Origin of the sequence: Bradyrhizobium sp. Bra64 (assembly GCF_024519875.1) — a bacterium.
Lineage (GTDB): Bacteria > Pseudomonadota > Alphaproteobacteria > Rhizobiales > Xanthobacteraceae > Bradyrhizobium > Bradyrhizobium japonicum_G.
In genome coordinates this window covers 361,689-387,877 of record NZ_JALJRD010000003.1, presented here as the reverse complement: position 1 = coordinate 387,877, position 26,189 = coordinate 361,689, and the positions used below count along the sequence as shown (strand labels likewise).

At 61.4% G+C, this 26,189-nt stretch carries 24 protein-coding genes, 1 tRNA gene and 2 pseudogenes; 7 read left to right on the top strand and 20 right to left on the bottom strand.

The genetic code is table 11. The features are described 5' to 3' along the window. Nucleotides 1-16: 16 nt before the first annotated feature. The 3 genes from NR187_RS14220 (at nt 17) to NR187_RS14210 (ending at nt 2,406) form a co-directional block, all read left to right on the top strand. Nucleotides 17-1,147 carry an iron-containing alcohol dehydrogenase gene (locus NR187_RS14220; protein ID WP_249128969.1) on the top strand — a complete coding sequence of 377 codons (1,131 nt, stop codon included), beginning with the start codon at nt 17-19 and terminating at the stop codon, nt 1,145-1,147. A 58-nt stretch (nt 1,148-1,205) separates the two neighbouring features. Next, the gene (locus NR187_RS14215; protein WP_249128970.1) at nt 1,206-2,177 is read left to right on the top strand and encodes a tripartite tricarboxylate transporter substrate binding protein; all 972 of its coding nucleotides are present in this window, start codon (nt 1,206-1,208) and stop codon (nt 2,175-2,177) included. A 155-nt stretch (nt 2,178-2,332) separates the two neighbouring features. Next, nucleotides 2,333-2,406, top strand: a tRNA-Gln gene (locus NR187_RS14210). A 570-nt stretch (nt 2,407-2,976) separates the two neighbouring features. Here NR187_RS14210 and NR187_RS14205 read toward each other — a convergent pair. From NR187_RS14205 to NR187_RS14130, 17 genes and pseudogenes are all read right to left on the bottom strand, one after another. After that, nucleotides 2,977-3,948, bottom strand: a pseudogene (locus NR187_RS14205) (recombinase family protein); the annotation flags it as partial. A gap of 78 nt (nt 3,949-4,026) precedes the next feature. Next, entirely contained in the window at nt 4,027-4,530 is a 504-nt protein-coding gene (locus tag NR187_RS14200) for a hypothetical protein (RefSeq protein ID WP_256806810.1), read from the bottom strand. Beyond that, nucleotides 4,527-5,453, bottom strand: a complete 927-nt coding sequence (locus tag NR187_RS14195) for a hypothetical protein (RefSeq protein ID WP_256806809.1) — start codon at nt 5,451-5,453, stop codon at nt 4,527-4,529. Before NR187_RS14195 ends, NR187_RS14200 begins: the two co-directional genes overlap by 4 nt. Before the next feature lie 219 nt (nt 5,454-5,672). Beyond that, entirely contained in the window at nt 5,673-6,170 is a 498-nt protein-coding gene (locus NR187_RS14190) for a hypothetical protein (RefSeq protein WP_256806808.1), read from the bottom strand. Further along, complete coding sequence (locus NR187_RS14185) at nt 6,167-7,930, bottom strand: restriction endonuclease subunit S (protein WP_256806807.1); 1,764 nt, start codon at nt 7,928-7,930, stop codon at nt 6,167-6,169. Before NR187_RS14185 ends, NR187_RS14190 begins: the two co-directional genes overlap by 4 nt. Continuing rightward, the gene (locus NR187_RS14180) at nt 7,927-9,381 is read right to left on the bottom strand and encodes a type I restriction-modification system subunit M (RefSeq protein WP_256806805.1); all 1,455 of its coding nucleotides are present in this window, start codon (nt 9,379-9,381) and stop codon (nt 7,927-7,929) included. Before NR187_RS14180 ends, NR187_RS14185 begins: the two co-directional genes overlap by 4 nt. A 3-nt stretch (nt 9,382-9,384) precedes the next feature. Next, entirely contained in the window at nt 9,385-11,829 is a 2,445-nt protein-coding gene (gene hsdR / locus NR187_RS14175) for an EcoAI/FtnUII family type I restriction enzme subunit R (RefSeq protein ID WP_372703097.1), read from the bottom strand. Nucleotides 11,830-11,988: 159 nt separating this feature from the next. Then, nucleotides 11,989-12,168: pseudogene (locus tag NR187_RS34895) on the bottom strand (hypothetical protein); the annotation flags it as partial. After that, the gene (locus NR187_RS14170; RefSeq protein ID WP_256806803.1) at nt 12,107-12,787 is read right to left on the bottom strand and encodes a hypothetical protein; all 681 of its coding nucleotides are present in this window, start codon (nt 12,785-12,787) and stop codon (nt 12,107-12,109) included. The pseudogene NR187_RS34895 and the gene NR187_RS14170, both read right to left, overlap by 62 nt. Next, the gene (locus NR187_RS14165) at nt 12,784-13,287 is read right to left on the bottom strand and encodes a hypothetical protein (protein WP_256806802.1); all 504 of its coding nucleotides are present in this window, start codon (nt 13,285-13,287) and stop codon (nt 12,784-12,786) included. The genes NR187_RS14170 and NR187_RS14165 overlap by 4 nt, the downstream gene beginning before the upstream one ends. Further along, nucleotides 13,284-15,239 (bottom strand): hypothetical protein, encoded by a 1,956-nt coding sequence (locus NR187_RS14160; protein WP_256806801.1) that lies wholly within the window; start codon nt 15,237-15,239, stop codon nt 13,284-13,286. The genes NR187_RS14165 and NR187_RS14160 overlap by 4 nt, the downstream gene beginning before the upstream one ends. After that, on the bottom strand, nt 15,236-16,132 hold the full coding sequence (locus tag NR187_RS14155; RefSeq protein WP_256806800.1) for a toprim domain-containing protein: 897 nt from the start codon (nt 16,130-16,132) through the stop codon (nt 15,236-15,238). The genes NR187_RS14160 and NR187_RS14155 overlap by 4 nt, the downstream gene beginning before the upstream one ends. After that, complete coding sequence (locus NR187_RS14150; RefSeq protein WP_256806798.1) at nt 16,122-16,361, bottom strand: hypothetical protein; 240 nt, start codon at nt 16,359-16,361, stop codon at nt 16,122-16,124. The genes NR187_RS14155 and NR187_RS14150 overlap by 11 nt, the downstream gene beginning before the upstream one ends. 133 nt (nt 16,362-16,494) lie before the next feature. Next, nucleotides 16,495-16,719, bottom strand: a complete 225-nt coding sequence (locus NR187_RS14145; protein ID WP_256806796.1) for a hypothetical protein — start codon at nt 16,717-16,719, stop codon at nt 16,495-16,497. Beyond that, entirely contained in the window at nt 16,712-16,981 is a 270-nt protein-coding gene (locus NR187_RS14140; protein WP_256806794.1) for a DUF5659 domain-containing protein, read from the bottom strand. Before NR187_RS14140 ends, NR187_RS14145 begins: the two co-directional genes overlap by 8 nt. Nucleotides 16,982-17,006: 25 nt before the next feature. Then, a complete protein-coding gene (locus NR187_RS14135) occupies nt 17,007-17,783 on the bottom strand; it encodes an ImmA/IrrE family metallo-endopeptidase (RefSeq protein WP_256806792.1) in 777 nt (258 codons plus the stop codon). A gap of 49 nt (nt 17,784-17,832) precedes the next feature. Next, nucleotides 17,833-18,177 (bottom strand): helix-turn-helix domain-containing protein, encoded by a 345-nt coding sequence (locus NR187_RS14130; protein WP_256806791.1) that lies wholly within the window; start codon nt 18,175-18,177, stop codon nt 17,833-17,835. Between the two features lie 311 nt (nt 18,178-18,488). On the opposite strand from NR187_RS14130, the gene NR187_RS14125 reads away from it, so the two are divergent. The 4 genes from NR187_RS14125 to NR187_RS14110 all read left to right on the top strand — a co-directional run bounded on the left by NR187_RS14125 (nt 18,489) and on the right by NR187_RS14110 (nt 20,954). Further along, nucleotides 18,489-19,016 carry a hypothetical protein gene (locus NR187_RS14125; RefSeq protein ID WP_256806790.1) on the top strand — a complete coding sequence of 176 codons (528 nt, stop codon included), beginning with the start codon at nt 18,489-18,491 and terminating at the stop codon, nt 19,014-19,016. Between the two features lie 2 nt (nt 19,017-19,018). Beyond that, nucleotides 19,019-19,495, top strand: coding sequence for a hypothetical protein (locus tag NR187_RS14120; protein WP_256806789.1), 477 nt, complete (start codon nt 19,019-19,021; stop codon nt 19,493-19,495). Between the two features lie 299 nt (nt 19,496-19,794). After that, nucleotides 19,795-20,070, top strand: coding sequence for a hypothetical protein (locus NR187_RS14115; RefSeq protein ID WP_256806788.1), 276 nt, complete (start codon nt 19,795-19,797; stop codon nt 20,068-20,070). Nucleotides 20,071-20,591: 521 nt separating this feature from the next. Then, nucleotides 20,592-20,954: a DUF1428 domain-containing protein gene (locus tag NR187_RS14110; RefSeq protein WP_256806786.1), complete on the top strand. Its 363-nt coding sequence runs from the start codon at nt 20,592-20,594 to the stop codon at nt 20,952-20,954. Between the two features lie 68 nt (nt 20,955-21,022). Here NR187_RS14110 and NR187_RS14105 read toward each other — a convergent pair whose 3' ends face one another. From NR187_RS14105 to NR187_RS14095, 3 genes are all read right to left on the bottom strand, one after another. After that, nucleotides 21,023-21,592, bottom strand: coding sequence for an invasion associated locus B family protein (locus NR187_RS14105; RefSeq protein ID WP_211383416.1), 570 nt, complete (start codon nt 21,590-21,592; stop codon nt 21,023-21,025). Nucleotides 21,593-21,658: 66 nt separating this feature from the next. Continuing rightward, on the bottom strand, nt 21,659-24,805 hold the full coding sequence (locus NR187_RS14100; protein ID WP_211383417.1) for a multidrug efflux RND transporter permease subunit: 3,147 nt from the start codon (nt 24,803-24,805) through the stop codon (nt 21,659-21,661). Next, entirely contained in the window at nt 24,802-25,974 is a 1,173-nt protein-coding gene (locus NR187_RS14095; RefSeq protein WP_211383418.1) for an efflux RND transporter periplasmic adaptor subunit, read from the bottom strand. The genes NR187_RS14100 and NR187_RS14095 overlap by 4 nt, the downstream gene beginning before the upstream one ends. Nucleotides 25,975-26,189: the final 215 nt, after the last annotated feature.

The window sequence follows — 26,189 nt, the reverse complement described above, 5'->3', positions numbered from 1 at the left end:
CGAGATCGAGCGCACGATGACCAACGCCTTCACGCCCATCGAAATCCTTCGCCCCACCGTCCTCGAGTTCGGCTGCGGCACGATCACCGCAGCGGTGCGCTTCGCCGAGCGCATCGGCGCCAAGCGGCCGCTGGTGATCTCCGACCCGTTCAATGCACGCCGCGTCGACACGCTGGCGTTGCCGGGCGCAGTGAAGCTGTTCGGTGAGGTCAAGCCGGAACCCGACCTGCCCAATCTCGAAAAGGCCGTGGCGATGGCGCGCGAGGTCAAACCCGATCTCGTGATCGGCTTCGGCGGCGGCAGCGCGATGGATCTCGCCAAGCTGGTTGCCGTTCTCTGTACATCGGATGTGGCGTTTGCCGACATCGTCGGTCCCGAGAAGGTGGCCGGCCGCAGCGTCGCGCTGATGCAGATCCCGACCACGTCGGGCACCGGCAGCGAGGCCGGCACCCGCGCGCTCGTCACCGATCCCGTCAGCCAGAACAAGCAGGCGGTGCAGAGCCGCTTCATGCTGGCTGATATTGCCATCGTCGATCCGGACCTGACGATGACCGTGCCGAAGGAGGTCACCGCGGCCACCGGTGTCGACGCGCTGGCGCATTGCGTCGAGGCCTATACCAGTCGCAAGGCGCATCCGGTGATCGATCTCTATGCGCTCGAAGGCGCGCGGCTGGTCGGGCAATATCTCGGGCGCGCGGTGGCCGACGGCGGCGACCGCGAGGCGCGCGCCGGTCTGGCGCTGGCCTCGCTCTATGGCGGCTATTGCCTCGGGCCGGTGAACACGACCGCCGGCCACGCGGTGGCCTACCCGCTCGGCACGCGCCATCATGTGGCGCACGGGCTCGCCTGCGCGGTGATCTTCCCGCACACGCTGGCCTTCAACATGCCGGCGGTCGAAGCGAAGACGGCGGCGGTACTGGCGGCACTCGGCCTGCCGGCGCATGACGACGCAAAGCCTGCGTTCGAGGCGACCTATGAGTTCTGCAAGAATCTCGGCATCGAGATGCGGCTGTCCGCGCTCGGCGTTCCCAAGAATGATCTCGGCGTGATGGCCGACGAGGCGCACGCCATTCGGCGTCTGCTCGACAACAATCCGCGCGACCTCGGGCGGGACGCGATCCTGAACATGTACGAGGTCGCGTTCTAGCGGTGGCTGCCGCGCGCGGCAGCCAACCAATAACAGAATGACAACAGAGGAAACTTCGATGAAATCGATCTTGCTTGTTCTTGCCTCAGCGATGCTGCTGGCGACGTCGCCGGCGAAGGCGCAGGACGGCTATCCGTCCAAGCAGGTGACGGTGATCGTACCCTTCGCCGCTGGCGGCACCGCCGACATCTTCGCGCGCATGGTGTCCAATCATCTGCAAATGAAGCTCGGCAAGCCGTTCGTGGTCGAGAATGTCGGCGGCGCAGGCTCGATCCTCGGCGTGACGCGGCTGGCAAAATCTGCCCCCGATGGCATCACGCTCGGGCTTGCCAGCACGTCCGCGCTCGCGATCAACCCCACGCTCTACGGGCCGAAGCTCAGCTACCAGCCGGACAGGGATCTGGTGGCGGTCGCCCAGATCAGCGTCGTGCCCAACGTGCTCGTCGTCAACCCGAACAAGATCAAGGCGCGCACTGTGCCGGAGCTGATCGCCTACCTGAAGGCGAATCCTGACAAGGTCTCGTTCGGCTCGGCCGGCGTCGGCACCTCGCAGCATCTCGCCGGCGAGCTGTTTCAGCAGATGACCGGCACCAGGATGGTGCACGTGCCCTACAAGGGCTCGAGCCAGATGCTGACGGATCTTCTCAGTGGCCAGATTGATCTCGCCTTCGACAACGTGCCGCTGCTGCTGCCGCAGGTGAAGACCGGCCAGCTCGCGATGCTCGCGACCGCAACGCCCAAGCGCGCCGCCTTCGATCCCGAGGTTCCCGCCGTCGCCGAATTCCTGCCCGGCTTCGAGGCCGTGGCCTGGCACGGCTTCTTCGTTCCCGCGGCGACGCCGAAGCCGATCGTCGAAAAGCTCTCGGCCGAGATCCGCGCCTACATGCAGCAGCCGGAAACGGTGCAGAAGATGGCCGAGCTCGGCGCCGTCGCGGTCGCGGTCGATTCCGAACCGTTCAAGGCCTACATCGCTTCCGAGACCGAGCGCTGGAAGAAGGTGATCGAGGCCGCCAACATCAAGATCGACTAGGCGCGAGGAGTCGGCTGACCATCCACCGCAGCGCTTGCCAGCCCAGAGCCGAGCGGGTAGAACGCTGCCACGCCTGAGCCGTGATTTGCGCCAAACGCGCTTCCGGCCACAGCCGGGCAGATCAATAAGTAATTGAATTTGTTCGGCTATTCCGTTGGGGAATGGTGTAACGGTAGCACAACAGACTCTGACTCTGTTTGTCTTGGTTCGAATCCAGGTTCCCCAGCCAAATCTCAGTTTTCGCCGATTTTGCGCTCTCGCTCGCCCCAACATTGGCAACGGCAGTCGTGACTTCCGCAAGCATGTCAAATGGTTGGCGGAAAGTGGCGACCACGTTGCCATCCTCCCAAGAGCAGTTCGATAGCACGAAGTTCAGCAGGCGACGTTTTTCGCGCGGTTCCTGCTTCGCGAACAGCGTTTGAGCGCTGCGGGCGAGGTCGAGAAGCGCAACGCCTTCATCCTTGTATGATTTGTCGGCGTTCTGATGCCGTTCGATTTCGCGCTGGCAGCGGTTCTGCTCCTCGCGCCACTGGTTCGACATTTTTCCGTAGAAGGCGGTATCCACCAGCCCGTCGAGCTTATCGACATACATGGCGTTGATGCGATCCTGAAGCCGCTTGTGTTCCGCCTGATGGCGCTTGATCGCTTCCTCGTGTTCGTGGCGTTCGTCGGCGTGGCTGGCGTGCAGCGCGTCGCGTACCCATTCCAGCACCTCGTCGTCGAACTTCAGACGCCCGAGCAGTTCGGTGAACTGCGCTTCCAGCGCTTCCTCGCGCACATACTTGCGGCGGCAGGTCGACGGGTTACCCTGGCACTTATCGGCGTAGCCGGTGCAGTGATAATAGACGTAGCGTTCCTTCTTGATCTCACCGACCACGGCACAGCCGCACGCATGGCAGGCGATGAGGCCCGAGAAGGCAAAATCGTGCTTGCCGCGCTTGGCCTTCTTAGCGAAGCGACCATCGAGCACGTCCTGCACGCGCTCCCATAGCTCAACGGACACCAGGGGCTCGTGCTTGCCTTGGATGAGATTGCCGCTCCATTCGAACCAGCCAGTATAGAGCCGGTTGCGCAGGATGGTGTGGACTGTGCTTACCGGCACCTTTGCACCGCTCTTGGGATAGAGCAGGCCCGCCGCGTGCGCCTTGCGCGCGGCCTCCTTCAGCGAAATGTCGCCGTGCGCATACCATTCGAACAACCTAGCCACAATCGGCGCTAGCGCGGGATCGACAGCGATTATCTTCTTACCGTCCGGACCGGTGACATTCTTGTAGCCGAGTGGCGTTTTGGTTGGCCAGATGCCCTGTTCGGCCTTCTCGGTCATGCCCTTGCGCGCTTCCTCCGACAGGTTGTCGATATAGTTCTTCGCCATCAACACTTTGATGCCGTGCATGAACTTTTCCGAGGAACGCGACTCTCGCGAAAGCACCGCGCCTTCCTTCGGAAAGTGCATTTCCACGTTTAGTTCGTCGATCGTCACCCAATCCTTGAGGTTGCGATAAAGCCGGTCGGTCTTCTCGACGAGCATCACGCGGATGGACGGGTGCGCCTTCAAAAAGGCGACCATCTCGCCGAAGGCGGCGCGGCCGGTCTGCTTGGCGGTTTCAACGTCAACGTATTCCTGCGCCACTACGAGGCCGTTCGCCGCCGCATATTCCTTGAGCACCTTCAACTGCGCCGGGATTGAGAAGCCTTCCTTCTCCTGCTCCTTGGAGGAGACGCGGGCGTAGATCACCGCCTGCTTTTCGGGGCGGTCAGCGGATTCTGGCATCGATGCTTTTCTCATGTCGTTTAGTGTAACCTAAACATGGGCGCGCCGCAAGCTGGCTTGGCGAAACTGTTGGGTTTCCTAGTCCAACACGGTGCGTTGGCTTTTGAACCCCTCGTAACGGGGGGTCAGACGGCATTGCAGAAACACTTCGAGCAAAGTTAAGACACGCACCCCGAGCTTCTCATCCATCAGGAAGTTCACGCGATCCACATTCTCCCTGATCCATTGACCGACACGGGGCAAGTCAGCCTCGGTGAGGCCGTTCCGTTCGCTCTCGGCGAGGATGGAAGCCGCAAGAGTGCTCATGGCGCTACCGGGATTGTAGTGCTGGCTCGTGTAGCGTGCCTGACTCTTAGCGCCGACCTTTCCGACCTTCAGCACTTCCGGTCCCTGGGCGAAAACATAGACAGCCATTCGTCCACGTGGCAGCCTTGTCGGCGGCGAATGAGGTGCGGGCAACTTCTCGATAAAAACTGCCCCCGGTTCCAGCTGGGCACCAGCAAGCTTCGCGACTGCCAGAAAGTCTTCGGTAAGCTCGTCGGTGGTCGATATGAATGGTTTTCCGTCCGATCTAATGGTCACAGGTCTCGCTGCCGCTCCTCGAACAGCCTCCGCCAGCTCTCACCCGCAATTACGCGCAGCCCATCTGGCTGAAACCCATCTCCCTTAAACTCGTCCTGCAGTTCTTTGGCTGCTTCTCGCGCCTCACGCCACCTCCCTTCATCAAGCAGGTGGCGAATCTTTGGGTGAATTTTGACCACCACATCAGCTCTTTCACGTTCGAATATGAATGCGGGTTCTTCCGACCATGATGCAATGCTAAGCGCGGGTTCGTAGTAGTAGCGCCATTCCTCATCTGGCCGGGGTAACTCGATCGGTTCCTTCGTGTCGGGTTCGGGGTCCTTCCAGTAGAATTCAAGCAAGTCTGATTTGAAGAATGCAAAAGAGCCAATGTGCAGTGAGCATGGCACGCCATTCACGGACACCAAGCGTTGCGCTTGCAATTTCGCTTTTTGCTTGTCTCCCAAAGATGGTTGCGAGGATCGCCCCTTGCTTTCGAAAGCGTGCCACATACCTGCATCGTTCTCGCCCACGAGATCTGGGCGAGATCGCCCAAGAAGAATGGGATTGAGACAGGGACGAAATACATCAAGGTGGAGCAGCCAAGGAGTATGCAGGATTCGCGATGCGAACAGCTTGCAAAGTGTCATGCCAAGAAAGTAGCTGACCATCCCCTTTTCGGTCGGGTCTAACGCCGCAAAGGCCCCGGTACGACTGAGACGACCATACCAATCCTGCTCAACAGTCATTCTGACCAACGACAGGCGAAATATAGCCTCATTGAAGGAGGCAGGCCCGTACTGGAACACATGATAGGTGCTTGGGCGCCCGATTGTGATCGCCGCCCACAGCAATTCGTCCCATGATGTAGCCAGAACTCCCTTACGCGGCACACTGTAGACACCAGGAAAAGATTGGCTTTGATATTCGATTTGCAGTGTCATTTTTTCCGCTTAATAGCTGGCGACCTCGTTCAGTTCAATTGCGCACCCCGATAAGATGCAAAGCATGCCCTATGAAGTCTTGCGCCCTGGCGGACTGATCGGCCAGCCGCTTGATCTTGCGGCCCTCTGGGTCCCACTGGTCCACCTGCGTCTTCTGTTGTCGATAACGGTGGAATCGATCCCAAATGAATCCCAGCATTTCTGACCAGAGCAATTGCGTTACCTGAGGATACGCCGCCTCGATTTCCTCGCTTCGGTCGCGACCCACTGCCACCAGGCGGATGCGAAGCGTGTCGCTGCGATGGAAACCCTCCCGATAGATGTTCGCCGCCGCCGCTTCGATCCGGTCGGGGGGAGACACCCCACCGCTGCAAGTACGCGGTGGACATTCTGCCGATCTTGCCGCGTCCACGGCCCGTTTAAGGTGCAAGGCTGATTTGTCTTCACCTCTGCGATGACGAGGTCGATCAGATCGCCGGAAAGGGCGAGCTGCTGCACATCGTCGGCCATGATGTCGTTCGGATCATCGAACAGGCGCTCGGCACGAAACGGAAATCGAACCGCCAACAGATCGGCGTCAGTTCGCTGGCCGCCGCGCCTTTCTGGGTGGACGACGAAATTCTCGATCTGGAAGAAACCGTTCAAGCGGAAATACCAGTATGCCACCTTCTCGGGATCGAGGTGCTCCCCGACGCCTCTTGCCGGAATACGGCTCATTCCGCCGCTTCCATCTCGCAGGCGGTCAATGGTGCCAGCGCTTCGGCCAACAGCGCGTCGAGCAGGCGGCGGCGGGCGGCGGCGGCGGCGATGAGGCTCGCCTCCAGCCGGTCGCACAGCGCCATCAGCGCATCGACCTTGGCGACAATGCGATACTGTTCGGCGAGGGGCGGGAGTGGAATTGGAAACTCCCTGGCATCCGTTAAACTCATGTTCGCCTGTGCAGTGGTAACGCGCGAACCAAGCATGAAGTCGATCGCGATCGGTGAATTGAAATATTGCAAGAGATACCGCACCAACGGCCCGTCTGAAACTTCGACCAAGCGGACAAGAGCTACCGCTTGGTTGATATTCGCCTCCAAGTCCAAGTCATAGATTGCCGTACGCCCGATGGAAGCGCCGACCAAATTCATGAGGATGTCGCCTCGCTTCAGCATCGATCTTGGTTCGACCTCGCGGAACCGGCTTTCGACGTATTTTAGGTCGTCTAGCTTCCTGAGTTCATAGTTACCCACATTTTCGCTGGTGATGAAAAGAATACCTTCATTAGCATTCACGTAGTTCACGCCCTGCCACTTTGGCGACGAGCCTTTGGTGATTAGCCGCGAGAGGGCATCGAGACGCACCCAAGCCCATTCTCTCGGAAGATCAAATGGCTGGTTCTCGAATGTGATCGAATCAAGCGCCTTCTCTTTCTTGATCTCGCCCGCTTTCACTAGGCGCGTCTTTTCCTTCGCGATCCGCTTTAGCAGTTCCGACGCCGGTTCGTCGCTTGCCTCCTGCGGCACCAGCTTGCCGCGCACGGCGAGGTTCAGGATTGTTTGGCGGAGTTGCTTGATCTGGTCGGGGCGGGTGGTGAGGGCGGGCAGCGCGTTGAGGGCGAAGTCGGCGTCGGCCTGGAAGGTTTCGGGATCGGGTGCATTGAAGCGGGCGAGGCTCGCCGCCGCCAGCCGGTCGCGCACCGCCTCTCGGCTCCCCCGCGCCGCCTCCAGCCGGTCGCACAAGTCCATCAACTCATCAACTTTGGCGACGATGCGCTGTTGCTCGGCGAGGGGTGGTAGGGGAAAGGGCTGTTGCTCGAACTCGGCATATTTGAGGCTTTGAACCGTCGTCCCAGTTTTTACCAATTCCCGAAGAATAAAGTCCATCAGTCCTCGGAACATGATCTGTAGGTATCGCTCCTGACCATCCAGAAAGGGCGCAAGGACCTTCATGTCTTGATTTGCCGCAGCGGCAACCCGATTGATCGAAACGGGAAAGGTTCGCTTCAAGATGCCGCTCCGAGCGACCATGAAAAGGCAGCCTGGCCGGTAAAGCTCTAGCCCTGACTCCGCGAGACCGATCGCTGAAATCCGCAACTCAGAATCTGCTACTTCGTCCGACTTTATGTCCTTGGGTGAAAGCCAAACAATATCGCCGTCCCAAAAGTCAGACCGGTTCATAGAGGGCGTCATGCCACCCGATAGCTTACCGATGTCACAGAGCCGTGCCCAAGCCCAACTCCGCGGCACGGAGATTGGAAGTTCGTCCTCTCGTATTGGTTCAGAAGCTTTCGGCGTTCTAATCTTCCCCGCCTTCACTAGCCGCGCCTTCTCCTCCGCAATCCGCTTAAGCAATTCCACCGCCGGTTCATCGTTCGGGTCCTGCGGCACGAGTTTGCCGCGCACGGCCAGATCGAGAATGAAACGGCGCAGGCGGCCAATCGCGTCAGGCGCGTCGGCGATCTGCGCGTAATGCACCAGAAAACTTTCCGCGTTCATCGGGCGAGCGCCTCAGCGAGGATCGCCTTCAACTGATCGCGCAAGGCACCAGTCTGGGCTTCGGCGGCGGCAAGATCCGCCAATAGCGTTTCGGGGTCGCCGCGATCGTCGGCTATAGTGTGTGGGTTCTTGATGTCGAGATTATAGCCGCGTGCCTTAATCTCCTCGGCGGTGACGCGCCACGCCTGCGGGGTTTCCTCGCGGCCCTTCCGCTCCTTGCCGCCCCACCAGGCGATGCAGCCCTGGAAATGCTCCAGCCGGATCGGCTTCGTCATCGAATAGGCTTTCTGGCCATCCGGCACGCGGTGTTCCCAGAACCAGATATCGTTGGTCGGCGTGCCCTTCTCGAAGAACAGCAGATTGGTGCCGATCGAGGCATAGGGCTTAAATACTGAATTGGGCAGGCGGACGATGGTGTGGAGGTTGCACTCCTCCATTAGATGTTCTTTCAGTCGCGTCTTGACGCCCTCGCCGAACAGCGTGCCGTCGGGCAGCACCACGGCGGCGCGACCATCTGCCTTGAGCAGGCGCACGATAAGGGCGAGGAACAGGTCGGCGGTCTCCTTGGTGCGGAAGGTCGGGAAGTTGTTTTCGATGCCGTCTTCCTCGCGTCCGCCGAACGGCGGATTGGTCAGCACGATATCGACGCGCTCGTCCTTTCCCCAAGAAATCAGCGGCCGTGCCAACGTATTGTCGTGGCGCACGAAGCTCGGGTCCTCGATCCCGTGCAGCAACATATTGGTGACGCAGAGCATGTGCGGAAGCTGCTTCTTTTCCACTGCGCGCAAGGCGCCCTGCATCTTCTCGCGCTGTTTCGGCGTCTTGACGTAGTTCTTCTCCATGTGCCGGATGGCACAGGTTAGAAAACCGCCGGTGCCGCAGGCGGGATCGAATAGCGTCTCGCCGGGGTGCGGATCGACCCGGTCCACCATGAAGGCGGTGACGGCGCGGGGCGTATAGTATTCGCCGGCATTGCCTGCCGATTGCAGGTCGTTAAGCAACTGCTCGTAGAACTCGCCAAAATGCCGCCGCTCGTCGAGATTATTGAAATCAACCTCATTGATCTTGTTGACCACCTGTCGGATGAGTTGGCCGGACTTCATGTAATTGTAGGCGTCCTCGAACACATCTCGAACGACGCGCCGACGGTCGCCCGGTTTACCGGTGGGCTTCAAATCCTTTAGAGCCGGAAACAGCTCATCGTTGATAAAATCGAGCAGCGCCTGACCCGTGATGCCTTCCGGGTCCGCGGCCCAGTGACGCCACTGAAACGACCTTGGTATTGGCGAGCGGTAGCCGTCTTTGGTCAGTTCGAGTTCCTGATCCTGGTCGTCAATGATTTTGAGGAAGAACATCCAGCACAATTGGCTGATGCGTTGCGCATCGCCATCGACGCCCACGTCCTGGCGCATAATGTCCTGAATGGATTTGACGGTTGTTCGAACGATCATGATCTATGCTGTTTCCTGGTAGAGCGCGTCCTGCATTTCATGGACGGCCTTTTCGAAGCCCTCCTTGCCGCCAAACGCCTTAATCAGTTGAACGACGCTGCCCATCGCAGTGAAGGGGGTGATCTTTAACACGTTGGCGTCATCGAGATTAAGCACGCCCTCGTCGCGGTATTTTTCGAGTAACGCGTCGAGCACGGCGCGGGCCTGTGGTCCATACTTAGTGAAAACATCGCGCTTCCGAACGTTTTCGGCCCGCTCACGCCGCGTCAGGGGCTTCTTGTCGAAGGCGACGTGGCAGATCAGATCGAAGGGATCGAGGTTCTTGCCAAGTTCGTCCGCGATGGCATCGAGCGCCAGGCCCTCGGCTTCCAATTCCTCGATGATGGCCTGCTTGCGCTCGGCCTCTTTCCAGCGTCTAAGGAAATCATCGAGGCTTGCGAAACGCTTCTTAAGCGCCGTCCTGGTGAAATCGCGCAGGCTTTCCGTGACAAGCTTGCCATTTTCGTCGAGATATTCGACGCGCTCGGCGAGGATGCGGGCGCCGATACCATCGACGTAAATCTTGCGGATCGGGTCACCGGGCGGCAATGGCAGTCCCGGCTGATCAACGATGGTCTCGTCCTCGCCCGGCCTCGGAGGGATTGCATCGTCGCCTTCGGCCGCGGGCGGCGCATTGTCGGGCGGCGTGATCGGATCGCCTTCGTCGGGCTCGTAAATCTGCACCGGATCTCCGTCGAAATCCGGGTCGGCGAAATGGACGGTCGCGCCGCGAAAGTCGATTAGCGTAAAATAGAACTTCTTGGTGTCCTCGTGGACGCGGGTGCCGCGCCCGACGATCTGCTTGAACTCAGTCATTGAGCCCACTGGCCGGTCGAGCACGATCAGCCGGCAGGTTTGCGCATCGACGCCGGTCGACAATAGCCGTGAGGTCGTGACCAGCACGGGATATTTCGATTCCGGGTCGATGAAGTTGCCGAGCTGATCTTGGCCTTCCTTGTCGCTGCCGGTGATCCGCATGACATAGCGCGGGTTTTCGGCGACCAGATCGGCGTTCTCGTTGACGAGCGCCTGCCTCATCCGCGCCGCATGCTCCTCATCGACACAAAATACGATGGTCTTCTGGTAGCGGTCACCGCTTTCCTTGAGGAACTCGGTGATCTTTTTCGCGGTGAGCACCGTGCGGTCGTCGAGCACGATGTGCCGGTCGAAATCCTTGGCGTTGTAGATGCGGTCCTCGACCTCATTGCCGTCGCGGTCGAGCTGGCCGAGTTCGGGACGGTAGCCCTCTACGTCGCGGTCGATGTGAACCTTGATGACCTTGTAGGGCGCGAGGAAGCCGTCGCTGATCCCCTGCTTCAGCGAGTAAGTGAAGACCGGTGCACCGAAATAGTCGGTGTTGGAGACATATTCGGTTTCCTTCGGAGTAGCGGTGAGGCCGATCTGTGTGGCGCCCGAGAAATGGTCGAGAATTTCGCGCCAGGCAGAATCCTCGGCCGCACTGCCACGGTGGCATTCGTCGATCACGATCAGGTCGAAGAAGCCGGGCGAGAACTCGCGATAGAGCTTCTGGCGCTCTTCCGGTCCGGTGATCGCCTGATAGAGCCCGAGATAGACCTCGAAGGCGGTGTCGATCCGCCGTTTCTTGTCGAGCGCCAGCGTCAGGTCTTCCTTGGTGCCGTCCTGCTTCTCGATGGTCTTGGCGTTGGTTGAAAGCTTCGCCATAGCCGGGCCGAACGGGCGGAAATCGTTCACCATAGTCTGGTCGATTAGCACGTTGCGGTCAGCAAGGAACAGGATGCGCTTCTTGCGGCCTGCCTTCCACAACCGCCAGATGATTTGAAAGGCGGTTCTGGTCTTCCCACTTCCCGTGGCCATAACAAGCAGAACGCGGTTTGCGCCTTTCGCTATAGCTTCGATGGCGCGATTGATTGCGGTGACTTGGTAATAGCGTTTGGCTTCGCCGGTCCCGTCGTCGTAATAATCCTGCAACACGATCTGCTCGGCCTCGTCGTCAAGGCCCTTCCAGGCGCGATAGCGCGCCCATAGGTCGGCCGGCGTCGGGAAGGCTTCGAGACCCAGGTTGGCTTCGATCGGAACGCTCCGGCCGGTGCGGTCGTGGAACACGAATCCGTCGCCATTCGAGGAGAACACGAAGGGAATGTCGAGACTCTCGGCGTAGTCGAGGCCCTGTTGGATACCGTCACCGACGCTGTGGCTATTGTCCTTCGCCTCGATCAGCGCTAGCGGGATGTTCGGCTTGAAATAGAGGATGTAATCGGCCCGCTTTGCCTTACCGCGAGTCACCAGCTTGCCGCGAACGATGATCCGCCCCTTGGTGAAGCTCACTTCTTCGCGGATTTGCAGCATTTCGTCCCACCCGGCTTGACGCAGGGCCGGCGTGATAAATTTGGTGCAAATGTCGCGTTCACTCAGGATTCTCTTGTCCATGCCCCCGCGCGAATCCTTGGTTCGATACAATCGCCCGACTATAGCCGCGAACAAGTCATGTGCGCACCCCTGCGTACCGGGGATACTCACCCGGAAAGATAGGCCAAAGCCCAGAAAGAAGCTAACCGCCCCCCGCCCTTGGCAAGGCGGGGTCGTCCCTCATTCGCCGTCATCGACCTGTTCGACAAGACCCCTTATGTCACTCAGCAAGGCCGCGAACGCCCGCCGCTCCGCGACGGCCTGGGCGCCGTAGCGACCATGCTTGTAGGCGTGGCTATTACCCTTGGGTGGGCCCGGCGCCTTGCCGCCATGCATCCGGCAGCGGCCGTTTGGCATCCCGGGCGACTGGCAGGGCCTCCCGGCCCGCGTCCGGGCCCGGCAGCGTGGGCTTAGGTGCATGGGCAATCTGCTTTGCATGGGGTTGTTCCTCCAAATTGCTGCGATCCCCACCCCCCGGTAGACCGGGCGATGAAGCGACCATGCCGACCACGGCCTGGCCGCCGGCATGAACGTGGACGTGCTCAACCGTCACCTTTTGCTGGCCTTTGCCGCGATGGCGGTTGAGGGCTTCGAGCAACGCCGCGTAGGTGCGCGACAGCTTATTGGCTTGGGCGAGGTTTTCGCGGCGTCCCTCGAAGGTCTGTTCGCCGATCATGGCGCGCCGGTAACATTCCATCGCGGCGTTGTGGGCGGCTATTAACTGCGCCGCCATCATCCCTTCCAACTCGTCCTTCGGCCCGATCCCGGCGAGCGCTGCAACGGTGGCGCTCAACTGCTTGTCGCGTTCATCCGGGCTTGAGTTCTTCACCCAGAGCGCCTGCATCGCCTGATTGGCGAGGACGTTGTTCCAGCGATCCGAGTGTGAACCGCCGACGTTTTTGAGTCGGCCCTGGCGATCGTCAGGATCGTCGGCGACCACGGTTTTCGACGCGTTGGCAGCGGGTTTCTTGGCGCTCATGACGATGTCCTCATACAGATTCCAAAGGCTGAAAGAACGGCGACCGCCTCGGCCTCCCGGCTTGCCCGCCAGGCGGGCCAGCAGCGCGAATGCAGCCAGGTATGGCCGGTCTGTTCGGTGCCGAATGGCAACAGCTTGTCGTGGGCTTGCTCGCCTGCACCGCAGCCGCGGCAGCGGCCGGGCGGCGATCGAACCGGATTGCGGTTGAGCCACTCGACGACGCAGCAGGCGAAGGCGCGGGCCTCGGCGGACGTGCGCGGCAGCCCGCCGTCGAACTCGGCGATACCCGCCCGTTCGTCGAACAAGCACCACCAGTCCTCGCCCGACCAGCCGTCGCTGCCCGTGCGCAGCAGCGCAACCACACCCGCCTTGTGACGCGAAAGCAGATTCAGGACAGCCGCAGGTGGTGCGGCGTCGGCGTCCAGCGCGATGGCGTCGCCGTCGACGACGATCCGAATCCCAGCATCGCGCGCCGCCTTCAAGGTTTGAAAAGCGCTCATAGCCTCGCCCTCCAGCCCATATTTTCTGGAGTGGATTGACGGGGGTGCCTTGCGTCCGCACCGTCCGCACCGGCCTCAGTGTGGGATTTCAGCGGGTTGATGCGGGCGAGTGAGCCATTCCCACCCGTTGGACCGTCCGCGAGGCTGCTGACCGTCCGCAAGCCCGGCAATGCGAAGCCGTTGCCGGAATTGGACTTCGGCTGATCGGCGGGCGGTATGGACGATGCGGACGGTTGAGGCCCTTCGGTTTCTGGCGAAGCCGATTTGCCGGTCGTGGTGATCCGAATCATCCGTGTCCGCGCCCTCCCTTCCCGCTCGAAGCCGATGTCGATGCCGATCTTGCGCAGGAAGGTCGCCGCCCGGCGTAACCGGCCCGCAAGTGCCCGAGGGCTATCCGGCCAAGTCTTCGATTTGGCGGCCCGCTCGCCCACCATTTCGGTAAGGGCGCCCAGAAGCTCCGAGGCAGTTCCCGTCCACTCCGTCCGCGTGGTGATGACGGCGCGCACGGCGGCGGCGATCGGATCGGCGTCGATCACCCCTTCCACCGCGTCGTCACGGTTGCCGCAATAGGCCGACCAGAAGGTGCCCTGAGGCCAGAGCGCGGTTTCGCAGGCCGTCGCCCACAGCGCGAAATCCGCCATGCGCGGCAGTTTGTCGAGTTTGGTGCGCGGCAACTCCGCCAGGCCCTTCGCCACCGCGTCGAGCAGCACGCCGAGGATGCGCGGCCGCTCGGTTTCGAACGCAGCCCACAACTCCTGTTCTGGGCGGCGCCGGTCCTCGGGGATCGGCTCAAGCGTCAGGAACACCGCGCGATCGGCCAGATCGGGCCGTGTAACAATATCCTCGATCCCGTTCAGGATCACGGGTCGGGCGGCATCGAACAGTACCTCATCCTGATCGGAATAGAGCTGGCGCACCGAGAACCCACCGCCCGTGGCGAGGCGGCAAAGCGTGTCCGATATCCAGGCGGGCAGGCCCGACACATTGTCGAAGGCAAGCACATGGCCGTTACTGGCGGCAATGAACAGATCGCGATCCTCGCGCGGTAAGGCCCGCAAAGGCGCGGTGTTCGGATCGAGTAATGACCGCAGGACCGACGAGAAGGTGGATTTCGCCGATCCCTGCTCGCCAGATAACACGATCACTGGATAAGGGCCGCGATTGCGCAAAACGGCAAGCGCCCAGGCCACCACCAGCACGAAGTCGGCGTCCGTCTGCACGTTGAGAAAGGATCGCAGAATTGCGACCGACCCGCCGCGCACCGGGATCGGCATCGGCTTCATGCCGGAAGCGCGGCGGAATCGGACGGGCGGCTTGTCGATCACCCGCCAGCCGTCGGCGTCGATCTCCACCGCCCGCCATGCTTCATCGCCGAGGTCGAGATAGAGCCGGCCGTCGAGCCCCCCGACGCGGATATGGACCTGCCGTTCCGGCGCATCGAAATGCGCTTTGGCCTCGATCACATTCAGCGCCGATTGCAGCGCCTCCGAACTCGGCGCGCCGCCTGTCTCCTCGAAGAAGCGGCGGGCGAGCCAGCGGCGAAACCCCTTGGCCCGGATCGGCCAGGTTTCGCGGTGGCCGTTGATATCGAGGTCGGCGAAGCCGGCGCCGTCCGGGGTGTGGAACAGCTCGGCAGTTTGCGCGAGGTCAATCAGGATATCGGCCTGCGTCGGCCCGCGTCCGCCCGCATCGCCATTTTCTTCGGCGATGGCATCGTCGAGCGCCGTCACCCGGCAACCGGCTTTCTTGAGTTGCGAGCGCAATGCCTCGAAGGTGGCGCGATGGTCCTTCTTGAGCGCGGCGAGCGCTTCCAGTGCCTCGGACATGAAGGGCGCGCCGGGATCGGCTGCAGTCTTCTCGGCTAATCCAGCAAGCGGATCGGGCATGTCCTTGGCGGCGTCGATGGCGTCCGCGATCAGGTTTTTCGGTTCGACATTCTGATCCAGGCTCATCGCGCGGTCTCCTCGATGGAAGGAGCACGAACGGTGAGCAGATCGTTGAAATCCATGCCCTGCGGTGGTCGGGCAATCCGAACGCGCCGCCCTTCGCGCCTCCAGCGCCGGGCGCAGTCCTGCGCTGCTGCCTCACCTGGATCGTCGCCGTCGGCGAGCACGATCACGTCGCGAATGTCGCGCGGCAGATCGAGCGACCGAAGGCCAGAGGTGGAAAGCGCCGCCCAGGCCGCGTTTCCCGTCGCCTGCATGGCCGCTAGGCAGGTCTCGATCCCTTCGCCGACCATCAGTACGCCGCCGGGCGCGCCCAGACGCACGACGCTGCCGCGACAGGGCCCGAGCATCATCTTCGCCGGATTGACCGGTGCTTTGCCGCCGCCGTCACGGGCGAGAAAAGTGCGGTGAACGGCGATTGACGATCCGGTGCCCCCGAGCGTCACCAGCGCCACCATCGCGGGCCAGACGCCGCCCGAGGGGTGTCGCAAGCCGGCGTGGAAGCGCAGGGCCGGACAAGCAGGAAGGTTGAGCCCGCGCGAGCGCAGATAGGCTTCAACGCGTGTTCCCTCGACCCCTCGCGACGCCTGCCAAATCGCAAGCGCCGCCTCCGTGCGCGCCTTCGCATGAGGATCGGGTTCAGCGGCAGTGCGAGTCCGGCGTTTGTGGGCAAAGCGGCCAGCAACGTTGCTCTTTGCATCCCATAGACCGCGATCAACAAGGGCGGCGATCACGTCGCGCTGCTCGCAGCCGGCATGGCAGCGCACGAGCACCTTACCGTCCTTGCCCGTACTGATCGAAAGGCTCGGCTCGCGATCGTCATGCACCGGGCAGCGGGCCATCCATGTTGCGCCCGCGCGGTGCCCACCGAGCGTCCTGGCGATGTTTTCAGCGGTCATGGCGCACCTCGCCGTCTTTCGGCTTGGCGGGCGCAGCGGCGTCATTGGCGGCGACAGGCCTTTCGGCTCGCGACCATTCGGCAAGCAAACCGAAGAAACCGGTAACGTTGTGCATGATCTGGTGGGCGTCGTCGTCGGTGAGGTCGCGCCCGAGGCGCGGTTGCCAGATTTGCCTGGTGCGGGCGATCTGCTTCGCGTCATTGTCGTTTGCAGCGTCGAGACGTTTCATCGAAGACCTCACGGGCGGTTCTGCCGCTCCGTGCTCCTGGCCTCCGGTCTCGGAATCCCACCGATGACGCTCGACCCAAATTGATTTGCATCTTCAGGCGCCCCCGTCTCAGGGATCGCCGGTCAAAAGCCGCTTAGCGTGGCACTTCATTTTCAGGAATCGTGAACTTGTGGCTCTTGCCTGCCCGGATCACGAGTTGGCGTTTGCCGCCGTTGCCGACCTCGCACGCGATCGAGTAGTCGAAGAAGCCGTGCTTCAGGCCATCGACGACGAGCCCTTCGAGCCGATCCAGGGCTTCGCGGACCTGGCTGCCACTCCAGGCATGCTGGAGGGGCGGGGTGTTTCGTGGTTCAGCCATTGTGCAACAATCCCTTCATGTCCTTGATCGTGGCGGCGAAGGCCAGGGGCCGAACGCTGGTCGCGTCGCCGTAGAACGCCATTACATCGGCGCGCCGGGTGGCGCGATCCCGAAAGACGAACACCTTTCGCCTTCCATCGTCGCGGAGGTTCACAAGCTCGTAGCCAGCGCAGCGCAAGAAACAGGCGAGATAGAAATCGCGCGTCTCGAACGCTGCGTCTGACCGCTTCGGCTCCTCTTGGATCGCTTGTTCAGTTGACACTTTACAATCTCCTCAAAAAAGGGATTCACGAACCGTCGGAAAGAAGCCGCTGAAGAGGGACCGTGCGGTGAAGCAGCCCAAGTTTTTCGAGCCGGATGCGCATGGCGATCGGAGAGACGAGGAACTGCTCGGCCAGCGGGCGGGCGATGCGGTACAGCACATTGTCGTCAGTCTCGGAGCAGTCGTGATCCCCGATCTGGCAGTCGAAGCGAGGGACCTCGACGAAGGGATGGTTGATGGGGGTTCGCGGTTGCAGGACGCGCGGCTTGCGATCCGGAAACATCTCGTCCCATGCGGCCATGACGAACTTGCGCGGCATCAACAGACACGACGCATAGAAATCCGCTTGCCACTCGATGGGTGCTTTGGCCTGGCTCGAACGGCAAACGATCGAGGGTGTGGCCGGTTCGTTGAAGAAGGAAACCTGCTCCGGGTCCCGGACAAATAGGTGACGGTGCAGCCGCCAATGCCCGCCGCCCTCGTGTGCCAGCGTGAAGCGATAGCGGCCTTCCATCGACGGGTTCTCCTCGGGGTCGAGGCTCTCGTCGATGACGATGCGGCGCTCATCGAAAAACATCGCACCAAGGATGTCGGGATCGCGACCGGGACCGAGGCGCGGATGGTTGAGCAGCCGGTGCATGTCGTCGAATTCGATGCCAAGCTTCAGATGCTTCTCGACGATGTCCTCGATCGGGACCTGACGTGTGATGACGACGCCACGAGCTTGCTGGAATTCGGCCAGGAGCGCCGCAGCGTCGCGCTCGATCCGCTGCTCGTCAAGGTAGGGCACCTTCTTCGGCATCAGGTCGTCATCCTTTCATCTGCATCATCGAAGCCGTGGTTCACCGCAATCAGTCTTTTGCCTTCTGTGCCTGCCGGGCAAGCCGGGTGATGTCGTCGGCCGTCAGGCCCTTGGTTGTCCGCAGGAGCGCCGCCAGTTCGACAGGCTGGCGCTTGATGATGTCCGAGATATCGGTGGCCACACGCCCCGCACGCGCCAGGAGGTCGTCGGCATCGCAGCCAATAACCTTGGCAATCGCCTTCACTTTGTCCTCCGCTGGCGCAGCGAATTCATCGCGCTCAACCTTGGAAAGGTATGTGGGACTCACACCGATCATCTTCGCCATCTCCCGCAAGCCGATTTCCTTCGCCTCCCGATGTCGGCGCACGAATGCTCCAAACTTCTCCCCTGACATGCCAGCATCTCCCATCTTCTGTTTAGTCAACGGTTAACACGCGATTCGGCCCGCGTCAACTGTTCACTAAACAGACTGCGAGCTCCTTGGCGATGATTTCGGTCATGGCCCACCTCTTTATTGGGCTTGGCAGACGCGCCGGTACTTTTCCAAAGTAGGCGTCAACACCGCGGCAACATTACATTGCCCCGCTGGGGGGACGACGGCGCAGCCCGCGCTCAATCTAGGCACTTTCGTTGGCGCTCTACCTGCGATAGTGATAGCTCTTTTGTGAGCGATATCCGTGCTGTGCGATCAAGAATTGACGGCTTATGAGCGATGAACTGGATGACTTATTTGGCCCAGTAATCCCGCCTCAAAGCGGGCTAAAAACGTGGGAGCTTAGAGAAACACTGAAAAATTATGAACTTAATCAAGACTCGGCCCAGCAACTTACCCAAATTCTCGTGCTAGCCCAAAATATGTCAATCGGACAATCCATATTCAGGGCGATCACATTTATCTGGGTAGTGGATGAGCGCGGTGACATCATGTTTGCGCTTGAAGAGGTGGTTGACTTACATGGGACAGCGCGCAGACCGCGAATGAGAGGTATTCCTCTTAACAATAACGTAAAGCCGCTAGGACATCCTCTTTTAGTTGGTGGAGTGGGCGCCAGGATCGGAGGCGAGCTTTATTTGGACGAAGTCTCCAACGGGAGTTTGACCTGGATACTAGACAACAAGTCGGGAAGGTATGGAACGCACAAAACCCGCACGACGACCCATTTGGAGAATGCCGCAGCGCTATTCCGCAGGCATCGTGTGTCAGTGGACACAGATTACATCGGAGTCCGATAGCGATGAAGTTAGATATTGGTCGGCTCAACCTTTTAGAGTTGCGGAAAAGTGATCGTGAGCGCCTCGTTTCGGGTCTTCGAGTCGCAGGTGATGAGGACCTGAGAACGTTATCTGAGAAGATCGAAAACACCCTTTCGAATTTCGCGAACGTTCTTCCTGAGAACGAAGAACAGATTTATCTTTTTGGCCTCAATCTAAGGAAGCTGAACGAAGCCCTCGGCGACCGGTCCATTCCCCCATTTCGAGCGCATCCAGACCCGGAAGTTAAACTCCTCTTCGCGGGCGGGTTTTTGGGACTATCATTCAAGGAAGCCCTTTCAGAACTAGAGCAGGATAGAAAGAAGCGACGGCAGGAGTACCGTCAGAAAGTCATCGAAAGCAAAACCAGAGCAATCGATGCACGGGTCAATTTAGTGGAAGACATCAAAGAAGCAGTGGCCGGGCTGGTTCCGTCGCAAACTCCGGATAATGACGGCTAGCCTTGCTCCATCGCCGACGCCCCACGGATGAAAATAATGGTGCCTCGATCGGCGCAGTACTGCTCGCTGCAGGCGTGGCGGAGCGCTGTCCGACCATATTCGGCGTCTGACCTGGAGCCGGGTGGCCACCCGTGAGAGTTGCGACCCGCGCGGTGCCGCAGGTTCACCGTGGTGTGCTACCTCGGCGGCGGATGTTCACTTAGCACGCGAAACGAGATGTGTGCTTGGCTTCGCATCTGGATTACAATCACGGCGATTTAAGTCTGGAGATCACATAAGGAAACCCATCGGGAGGGCAAATGGCGAAGCGGGTGTATTCATTCAAGAAGGGCAACAAGAACATCTTCGGACTGACGTATGACAAGACGGGTGCGAACCTGCCGGTCGAAGCCGGACTGATGTGGAAGCCGTTTAAGGCCTTCGAGGTTGGCGAAGGAACGCCGCCCCGGTTGGGACTTGAGGATGATCGACTGGCCGAGCTTGAAAAGAACGGCTTCTGTGTCATGGGCGGTCTGAAAATGGTTCCAGTCTATCCGGGGCAGCCCAAGCCTCCGACGAAGGTTAGGAAGAAATAACGACATTCCGACAAGCGAATTTTGCATCGGGCTCCGGTGGCAGACCGAGCGATCTTCCCATCGAGCAACCGATCAAGTTCGTGCTCGCTATCAATCCTAAGGTCGCGAAGGCATTGGGGACCATCAATCCACATTCGCTGCTACTTCCGGTTTTGGCCCATCGCGTCATATCGATGCGGTGCGGGATCTGGTCGCTACCGGAGCAGAGCGGACGTAGCGGGCGGTCTGCCCCCGGCACATTTATGGGTTCTCGCTCCAGCGGGTCGGGCATCCAATGCGCTTATTGCGTCTAGGCGGCAATCAACTCCCGGACGTTCTCCAAAATCCGTCTAAAGGCTGGGTCCGGCGCACGGCACATGGTTCTATAAGTATCTAAGAACGGCAGCCAATTCTGGCACTCGAGACCTGCATCCGATCCCGCCGCCGCGCGTGGCGGTTTGCCTCATCTGAAATGGCGTCGCCGGGGTCGGATCGCCGCGCGCTCCATCGTCCTTGGGACACACAACCCAAGGAGATCCGTGATGCCCTATGTCGATGGTTTCGTGCTGGCCGTGCCGAAGGACAAGATCGAGGCCTACAAGGCGCTCGCGCAACCGGCCTGCGCGATCTGGATGGAGCACGGCGCGCTCGATTACGTCGAATGCATCGGCGACGACGTTCCCTATGGCGAACTGACCTCGTTTCCGCGGGCCGTGATGGCGAAGGAGGATGAGGTCGTGGTGTTCTCCTGGATCGTCTATCGCGACCGCGAGACTCGCGACGCCGTCAACAAGAAGGTGATGGCGGACCCACGGCTGAAATTGGACGGCATGCCGTTCGACGGCAAGCGCATGATCTATGGCGGCTTCACGACGCTGCTGCGGGCACGCGAGATGGCGGGGTGAGTGCACGCCGAGACGCGATCCGGAACGGCGGCAGCCGCCGGATCGCACTTCGGATTGCTAGCGGGTCCTTACTTGATCTTGTCGTAGGCGGCCGCAAAATCGTTCAGCGGCATCGGGATCGCGATCGTCTCCTTCGCCATGTTCTGGAAGGAGACCTTCAACTGCTTGCCGGACCTCAAAGCGCCCAGCAGGTCCGCCGCGATCGGCGTCGAGGCGTAGCAGCCGCGGTTCTCGCAGGTCTGGATCTGGAGATCGACCGTCTTGCCTTCGTCGACCTGGAGCTTGGCGCCGATGGGAAGGTTGAGGCCGAGCGGCAATTGCAGCAGCGCCACCGGCGTGCGGGTGTCGGGCGCGATGCGGATGTTGATCAGGACGATGGTCTGGCCGGTCTTGGTCAACACCGCGTTCTGCTCCATCGCGCATTCGAGCGGCGCGTCGCGGCTGATGCTGGTGCAGCGCACGACCCAGCCGGGCTGCTGCGCCGGAGCGCCGTCAGCCTGTGCTTGCGTCGGAGCCGGCGCAGGCTGGGCCGCCGGGGCGGGAGCTGCGTTCTTCTTGGCGCCCTGCTGGGCGTACGCGGCGCCCGTCGACAACAGGAGGGCTGCGGCAAGGGCGGCAAGTCTGGATTGCATGAGCATGGCGAAACCGCGTTGGCGTGAACCTTGGCCATCGCTGTAGCGTCGCCGGAAGCGCCGTGCAAGCCGCTACTCGGCAGCTTCCTTAACGGTGCCGTGCTCGACCGCCGCGTCGCCTTCGCCGTCACCTGAGCGGCCCCAGCCCGAGAACCAGTTGTTGAGTTCGTCGAGATAGAGATAGACGACCGGCGTGGTGAACAGCGTCAGCGCCTGGCTGACGATCAGGCCGCCGACCATGGCGTAGCCGAGCGGCTGGCGGATCTCGGCGCCGGTGCCGTGGCCGAGCATTAGCGGCACGCCGCCGAGCAGGGCGGCCATCGTCGTCATCATGATCGGACGGAAGCGCAACACCGCGGCCTGGCGGATCGATTCCGCCGGCGTCTTGTGCTCGTCGCGCTCCGCGGCGATGGCGAAGTCCACCATCATGATGCCGTTCTTCTTCACGATGCCGATCAAGAGGATGATGCCGATCAGCGCGATCAGGCTGAAGTCGAAGCCGGCCGCCATCAGGATCAGCAATGCGCCGACGCCGGCCGAGGGCAGGGTCGACAGAATCGTGATCGGGTGGATGTAGCTCTCGTAGAGGATGCCGAGGATCAGGTAGACCACGACCAGTGCAGCGAGGATCAGCAGCGGCACGGTGCCGAGTGACTGCTGGAACGCCTGTGCGGTACCCTGGAAGCTTGAATTGAGCGTGGGCGGCGCGCCGAGGTCGGCCATCGCCTTCTGCACCGCCTGGGTAGCCTGGCCGAGCGCCATGCCCTGCGCCAGGTTGAAGCTGATCGTGGTTGCTGGAAATTGACCCTGATGGCTGATCGAGAGCGGGCGAACCGGATCGGTGGTCCAGGTCGCGAACGTCGACAGCGGCACCTGATCACCCGTCAACGGCGACTTCAGATAGAGCTTGTTCAGGCTTTCCAGGCTGCCCTGCATTTCCGGCAGGATTTCCAGGATCACCTTGTAGGTGTTGAGCTGGGTGAAATACTGCGTGACCTGACGCTGGCCGAATGCATCATAGAGCGTATCGTCGATCAGCTGGGGCTGGATGCCGTAGCGGGACGCAGTATCGCGGTTGATCTTGAGCTGGACGGTGGTGCCCTGGGTCTGCTGATCGGTCGCGACGTCGCGCAATTCCGGCAGCGTCTGCATCTTCGCAAGGATCTTGGGCGCCCATTCGTTGAGCTCGGCGAGGTTCGCATCCTGCAGCGTGAACTCGAATTGCGTCCGCGTCGGCCGGCCGCCGAGCCGGACGTCCTGCGCGGCCTGCATGTACAGGCGGACGCCCGGCACTTTCTCGAGCTGGGGACGCAGGCGCGCGATGATCTGCTGGGCCGTGGCATCACGCTCGCTGCGCGGCTTCAAGGTGATGAACAGGTTGCCGTTGTTGCCGGCCCTGCCGCTGCCGCCGATCGCCATGGCGATGGTGGCAACGCCCGGATCCGCCTGGACGATTTTGGCAACCGCTTCCTGCCGCTCCTTCATCGCCGCGAAGGAAATGTCCTGCGACGCTTCCGACGTCGCGGTGATCAGGCCGTTGTCCTGCTGCGGGAAGAAGCCCTTGGGGATCAGGACGAAGAGATAGACCGACAGGGCGAGGGTCGCGAAGAAGATGAAGAGCGTCGTCCGCCGCCAGCTCAGCGCGATGTCCAGAACATGTTCGTAGCCGCGCAGCATCGCGTCGAAGGCGTTCTCGCTCCACTGATAGAAGCGGCCGTGCTTGACCTCGCCATGAGCGCGCAGGAAGCGCGACGCCATCATCGGGGTGAGCGTCAGCGAGACGATCATCGACACGAAGATCGTCATCGCCAGCACGACGGCGAACTCCCGGAACAGGCGCCCGATGATGCCGCCCATCAGGAGCAGCGGGATCAGCACGGCGACCAGCGAGATGCTGATCGAGACGATGGTGAAGCCGATCTCTTTCGCGCCCCTGTAGGCGGCGGCCATCGGCGATTCGCCCTCTTCGACGTAGCGCGAGATGTTTTCGAGCATGACGATGGCGTCGTCGACCACGAAGCCGACCGCGATCGTCAGCGCCATCAGGGAGAGATTGTCCAGCGTATAGCCGAACACCCACATCAGCGAGCAGGCGCCCAGAAGAGCCAGAGGCACGGTAATGGCGGGGATGACGGTCGCCCAGAAGCTGCGCAGGAAGATGAAGATGACCATGACCACGAGGAAGATGGTCAGCAGCAGCGTGAACTGGACGTCCTCGACCGCGGCGCGGATGGTCTGGGTGCGGTCGCTGATCACCTCGATCTTGATCGAGGGCGGGATTGCCGCCACCAGGCGAGGCAGGGCCGCCTTGATCTTGTCGACGGTCTCGATGACGTTGGCGCCGGGCTGCTTGAATACGACGAGGAACACGCCGCGCTTGCCATTGGCCCAGGCGGCCTGCTTGGCGTCCTCGGGCCCGGTCACGGCCTGACCGATGTCGCGGATACGCAGCGGGCCGCCGTTGCGGTACGCGATGATGACGTCGTTCCAGTCCTTGGATTGCGTCAGTTGATCGTTGGCGTAGATCGTGTAGGCGCGCTTCGCGCCGTCGATGTTGCCCTTCGGGCTGTCGACCGTGGTGATCGCGATCTGGCTGCGCACGTCCTCCAGCGACAGCCCTTTGGCGACGAGCTTGGCCGGATCGATCTGGATGCGGATGGCCGGCTTTTGCTGGCCGCCGATGATGACCTGCGCGACGCCGGAGATCTGGCTGATCTGTTGCGCCAGCTGCGCATCGACGGAGTCGCTGACGGTGGTCAGCGGCAGCATGTCCGAGGTGGCCGACAGAATGAGGATCGGCGAATCCGCGGGGTTCACCTTGCGATAGGTCGGAGGCGAGGGCAGATTCTTCGGCAATTGACCCGACGCCGCATTGATCGCGGCCTGCACGTCGTTGGCGGCACCGTCGATGCTGCGATTGAGATCGAACTGAATGGTGACCGACGCCGTTCCCAGATAACTCGTCGACGTCATCTGGGCGATGCCGGGAATCTGCGCGAACTGGCGCTCCAGCGGCTGCGCCACCGAGGAGGCCATGGTCTCGGGGCTGCCGCCCGGCAGGTTCGCGGTGATCTGGATGGTCGGGAAGTCGACCTGCGGCAGCGGCGCGACTGGCAGCAGGGGGTAGGCGACGAGACCGACGAATAGAATGCCGGCCATCAGCAGCGAGGTGCCGATGGGATAACGGATGAAAGGTGCCGAAATCCCGCCGCCTGTCATTCCTGTCGAACCTTGTTCTGACCCGGATCCGAGCTTGCGACCGCCGAGGTGACGAGGCTTCCGGGCTGTACCTTGAACTGCCCGCCGGTGATGACTTGCTGCCCTGGGCTGAGTCCTTCCTCAACCACCGAACGACCGTCGATGGCATAGCTGACCTTGACCTTGTGCAGTTCGGCCTTGTTGTCCTGATTCACAGTGTAGGCGTAGAGGCCGTTGGTCGAATGCTGGACAGCGTCGTCGGGAACCACGGTGGCATCCCTCAACGTCCGGACCAGAAGACGCGTCGAAACCGACTGACCGGGCCACAGCGCGTGGTCCTTGTTGTCGAACACCGCCTTGAGCCGGATAGTCCCGCTCGTGGTGTCGACCTGGTTGTTGATGACCGCGAGCTTGCCCTCGGCCAGCGTCTTCTTGCCGTCGGTGGTGAACGCGATCACCTTCAGCGCGCCGGCCTTCTGGCCTTCGCTGATGTAGGGCAGTTGATCCTCCGGCGCGGTGAAGATCACCGAGATCGGCTCGACCTGCGAGATCGTGACGATGCCGGTCTGCGTCGAGGAGTTGACGATGTTGCCGACGTCGACCAGGCGCAAGCCGGCGACGCCGGTGATCGGCGCCTTGATCTGGGTGTAATCGAGCTGGGTCTGCGCGTTGGAGATGGCGGCATCGTCGGCGGCGATCTGCGCGGTGAGCTGGGCGACCGTCGAGCGCTGGGTGTCGACCCGCTGCGCGGTGGCGAACTCGCCGAGCTTCATGGCGCGCTGGAGTTCGAGATTGGCGTTGGCCAGGTTTGCCTCGTCCTGCGCCTTCTTGGCCTTGGCCTGGTCGAGCGTGGCTTGATAGGGGCGGGGATCGATCGAGGCGAGAAGCTCGCCCTCCTTGGCGATCTGGCCTTCGGTGAAGGCGATCTTGTCGATCTGGCCATCCACCCGGGTGCGGACCTGCACCGTGTTGAAGCCCTGAACCGTGCCGAGACCGGTCAGGTAGACCGGAAAGTCGATCTTCTGGACCGGCGCAACGCTCACCGGCACGGCGGACGGGCGCGGCGGGCCCTTCTGTGCGGTCTGGGTTTTCCCGGCCTCCGGCGAGCCGAATTTCCGCCAACCATAGTAACCCGCGGAGGCCACGGCCGCGATGATCAGAATCCAGAGGATCGGCCGGGACTTTTTCATATCGTCTCGTGTCGGCTCGTATGCCCTGAGCTACGAATTATGGGGCAATCATAGGGTTCCAGCGGGCTTGTATAATACACGCCAAGTTCCAGTGTAAACAGCACTATCGGTTGAGAATCCTAAACAATTGGAAAGCTTTGCACTGTCTAGGCAGCTCCGTGACACGACGGTGTGCAGTGCTGCATTTTCCCGCCACGAACGACCGGCGTGCAAAG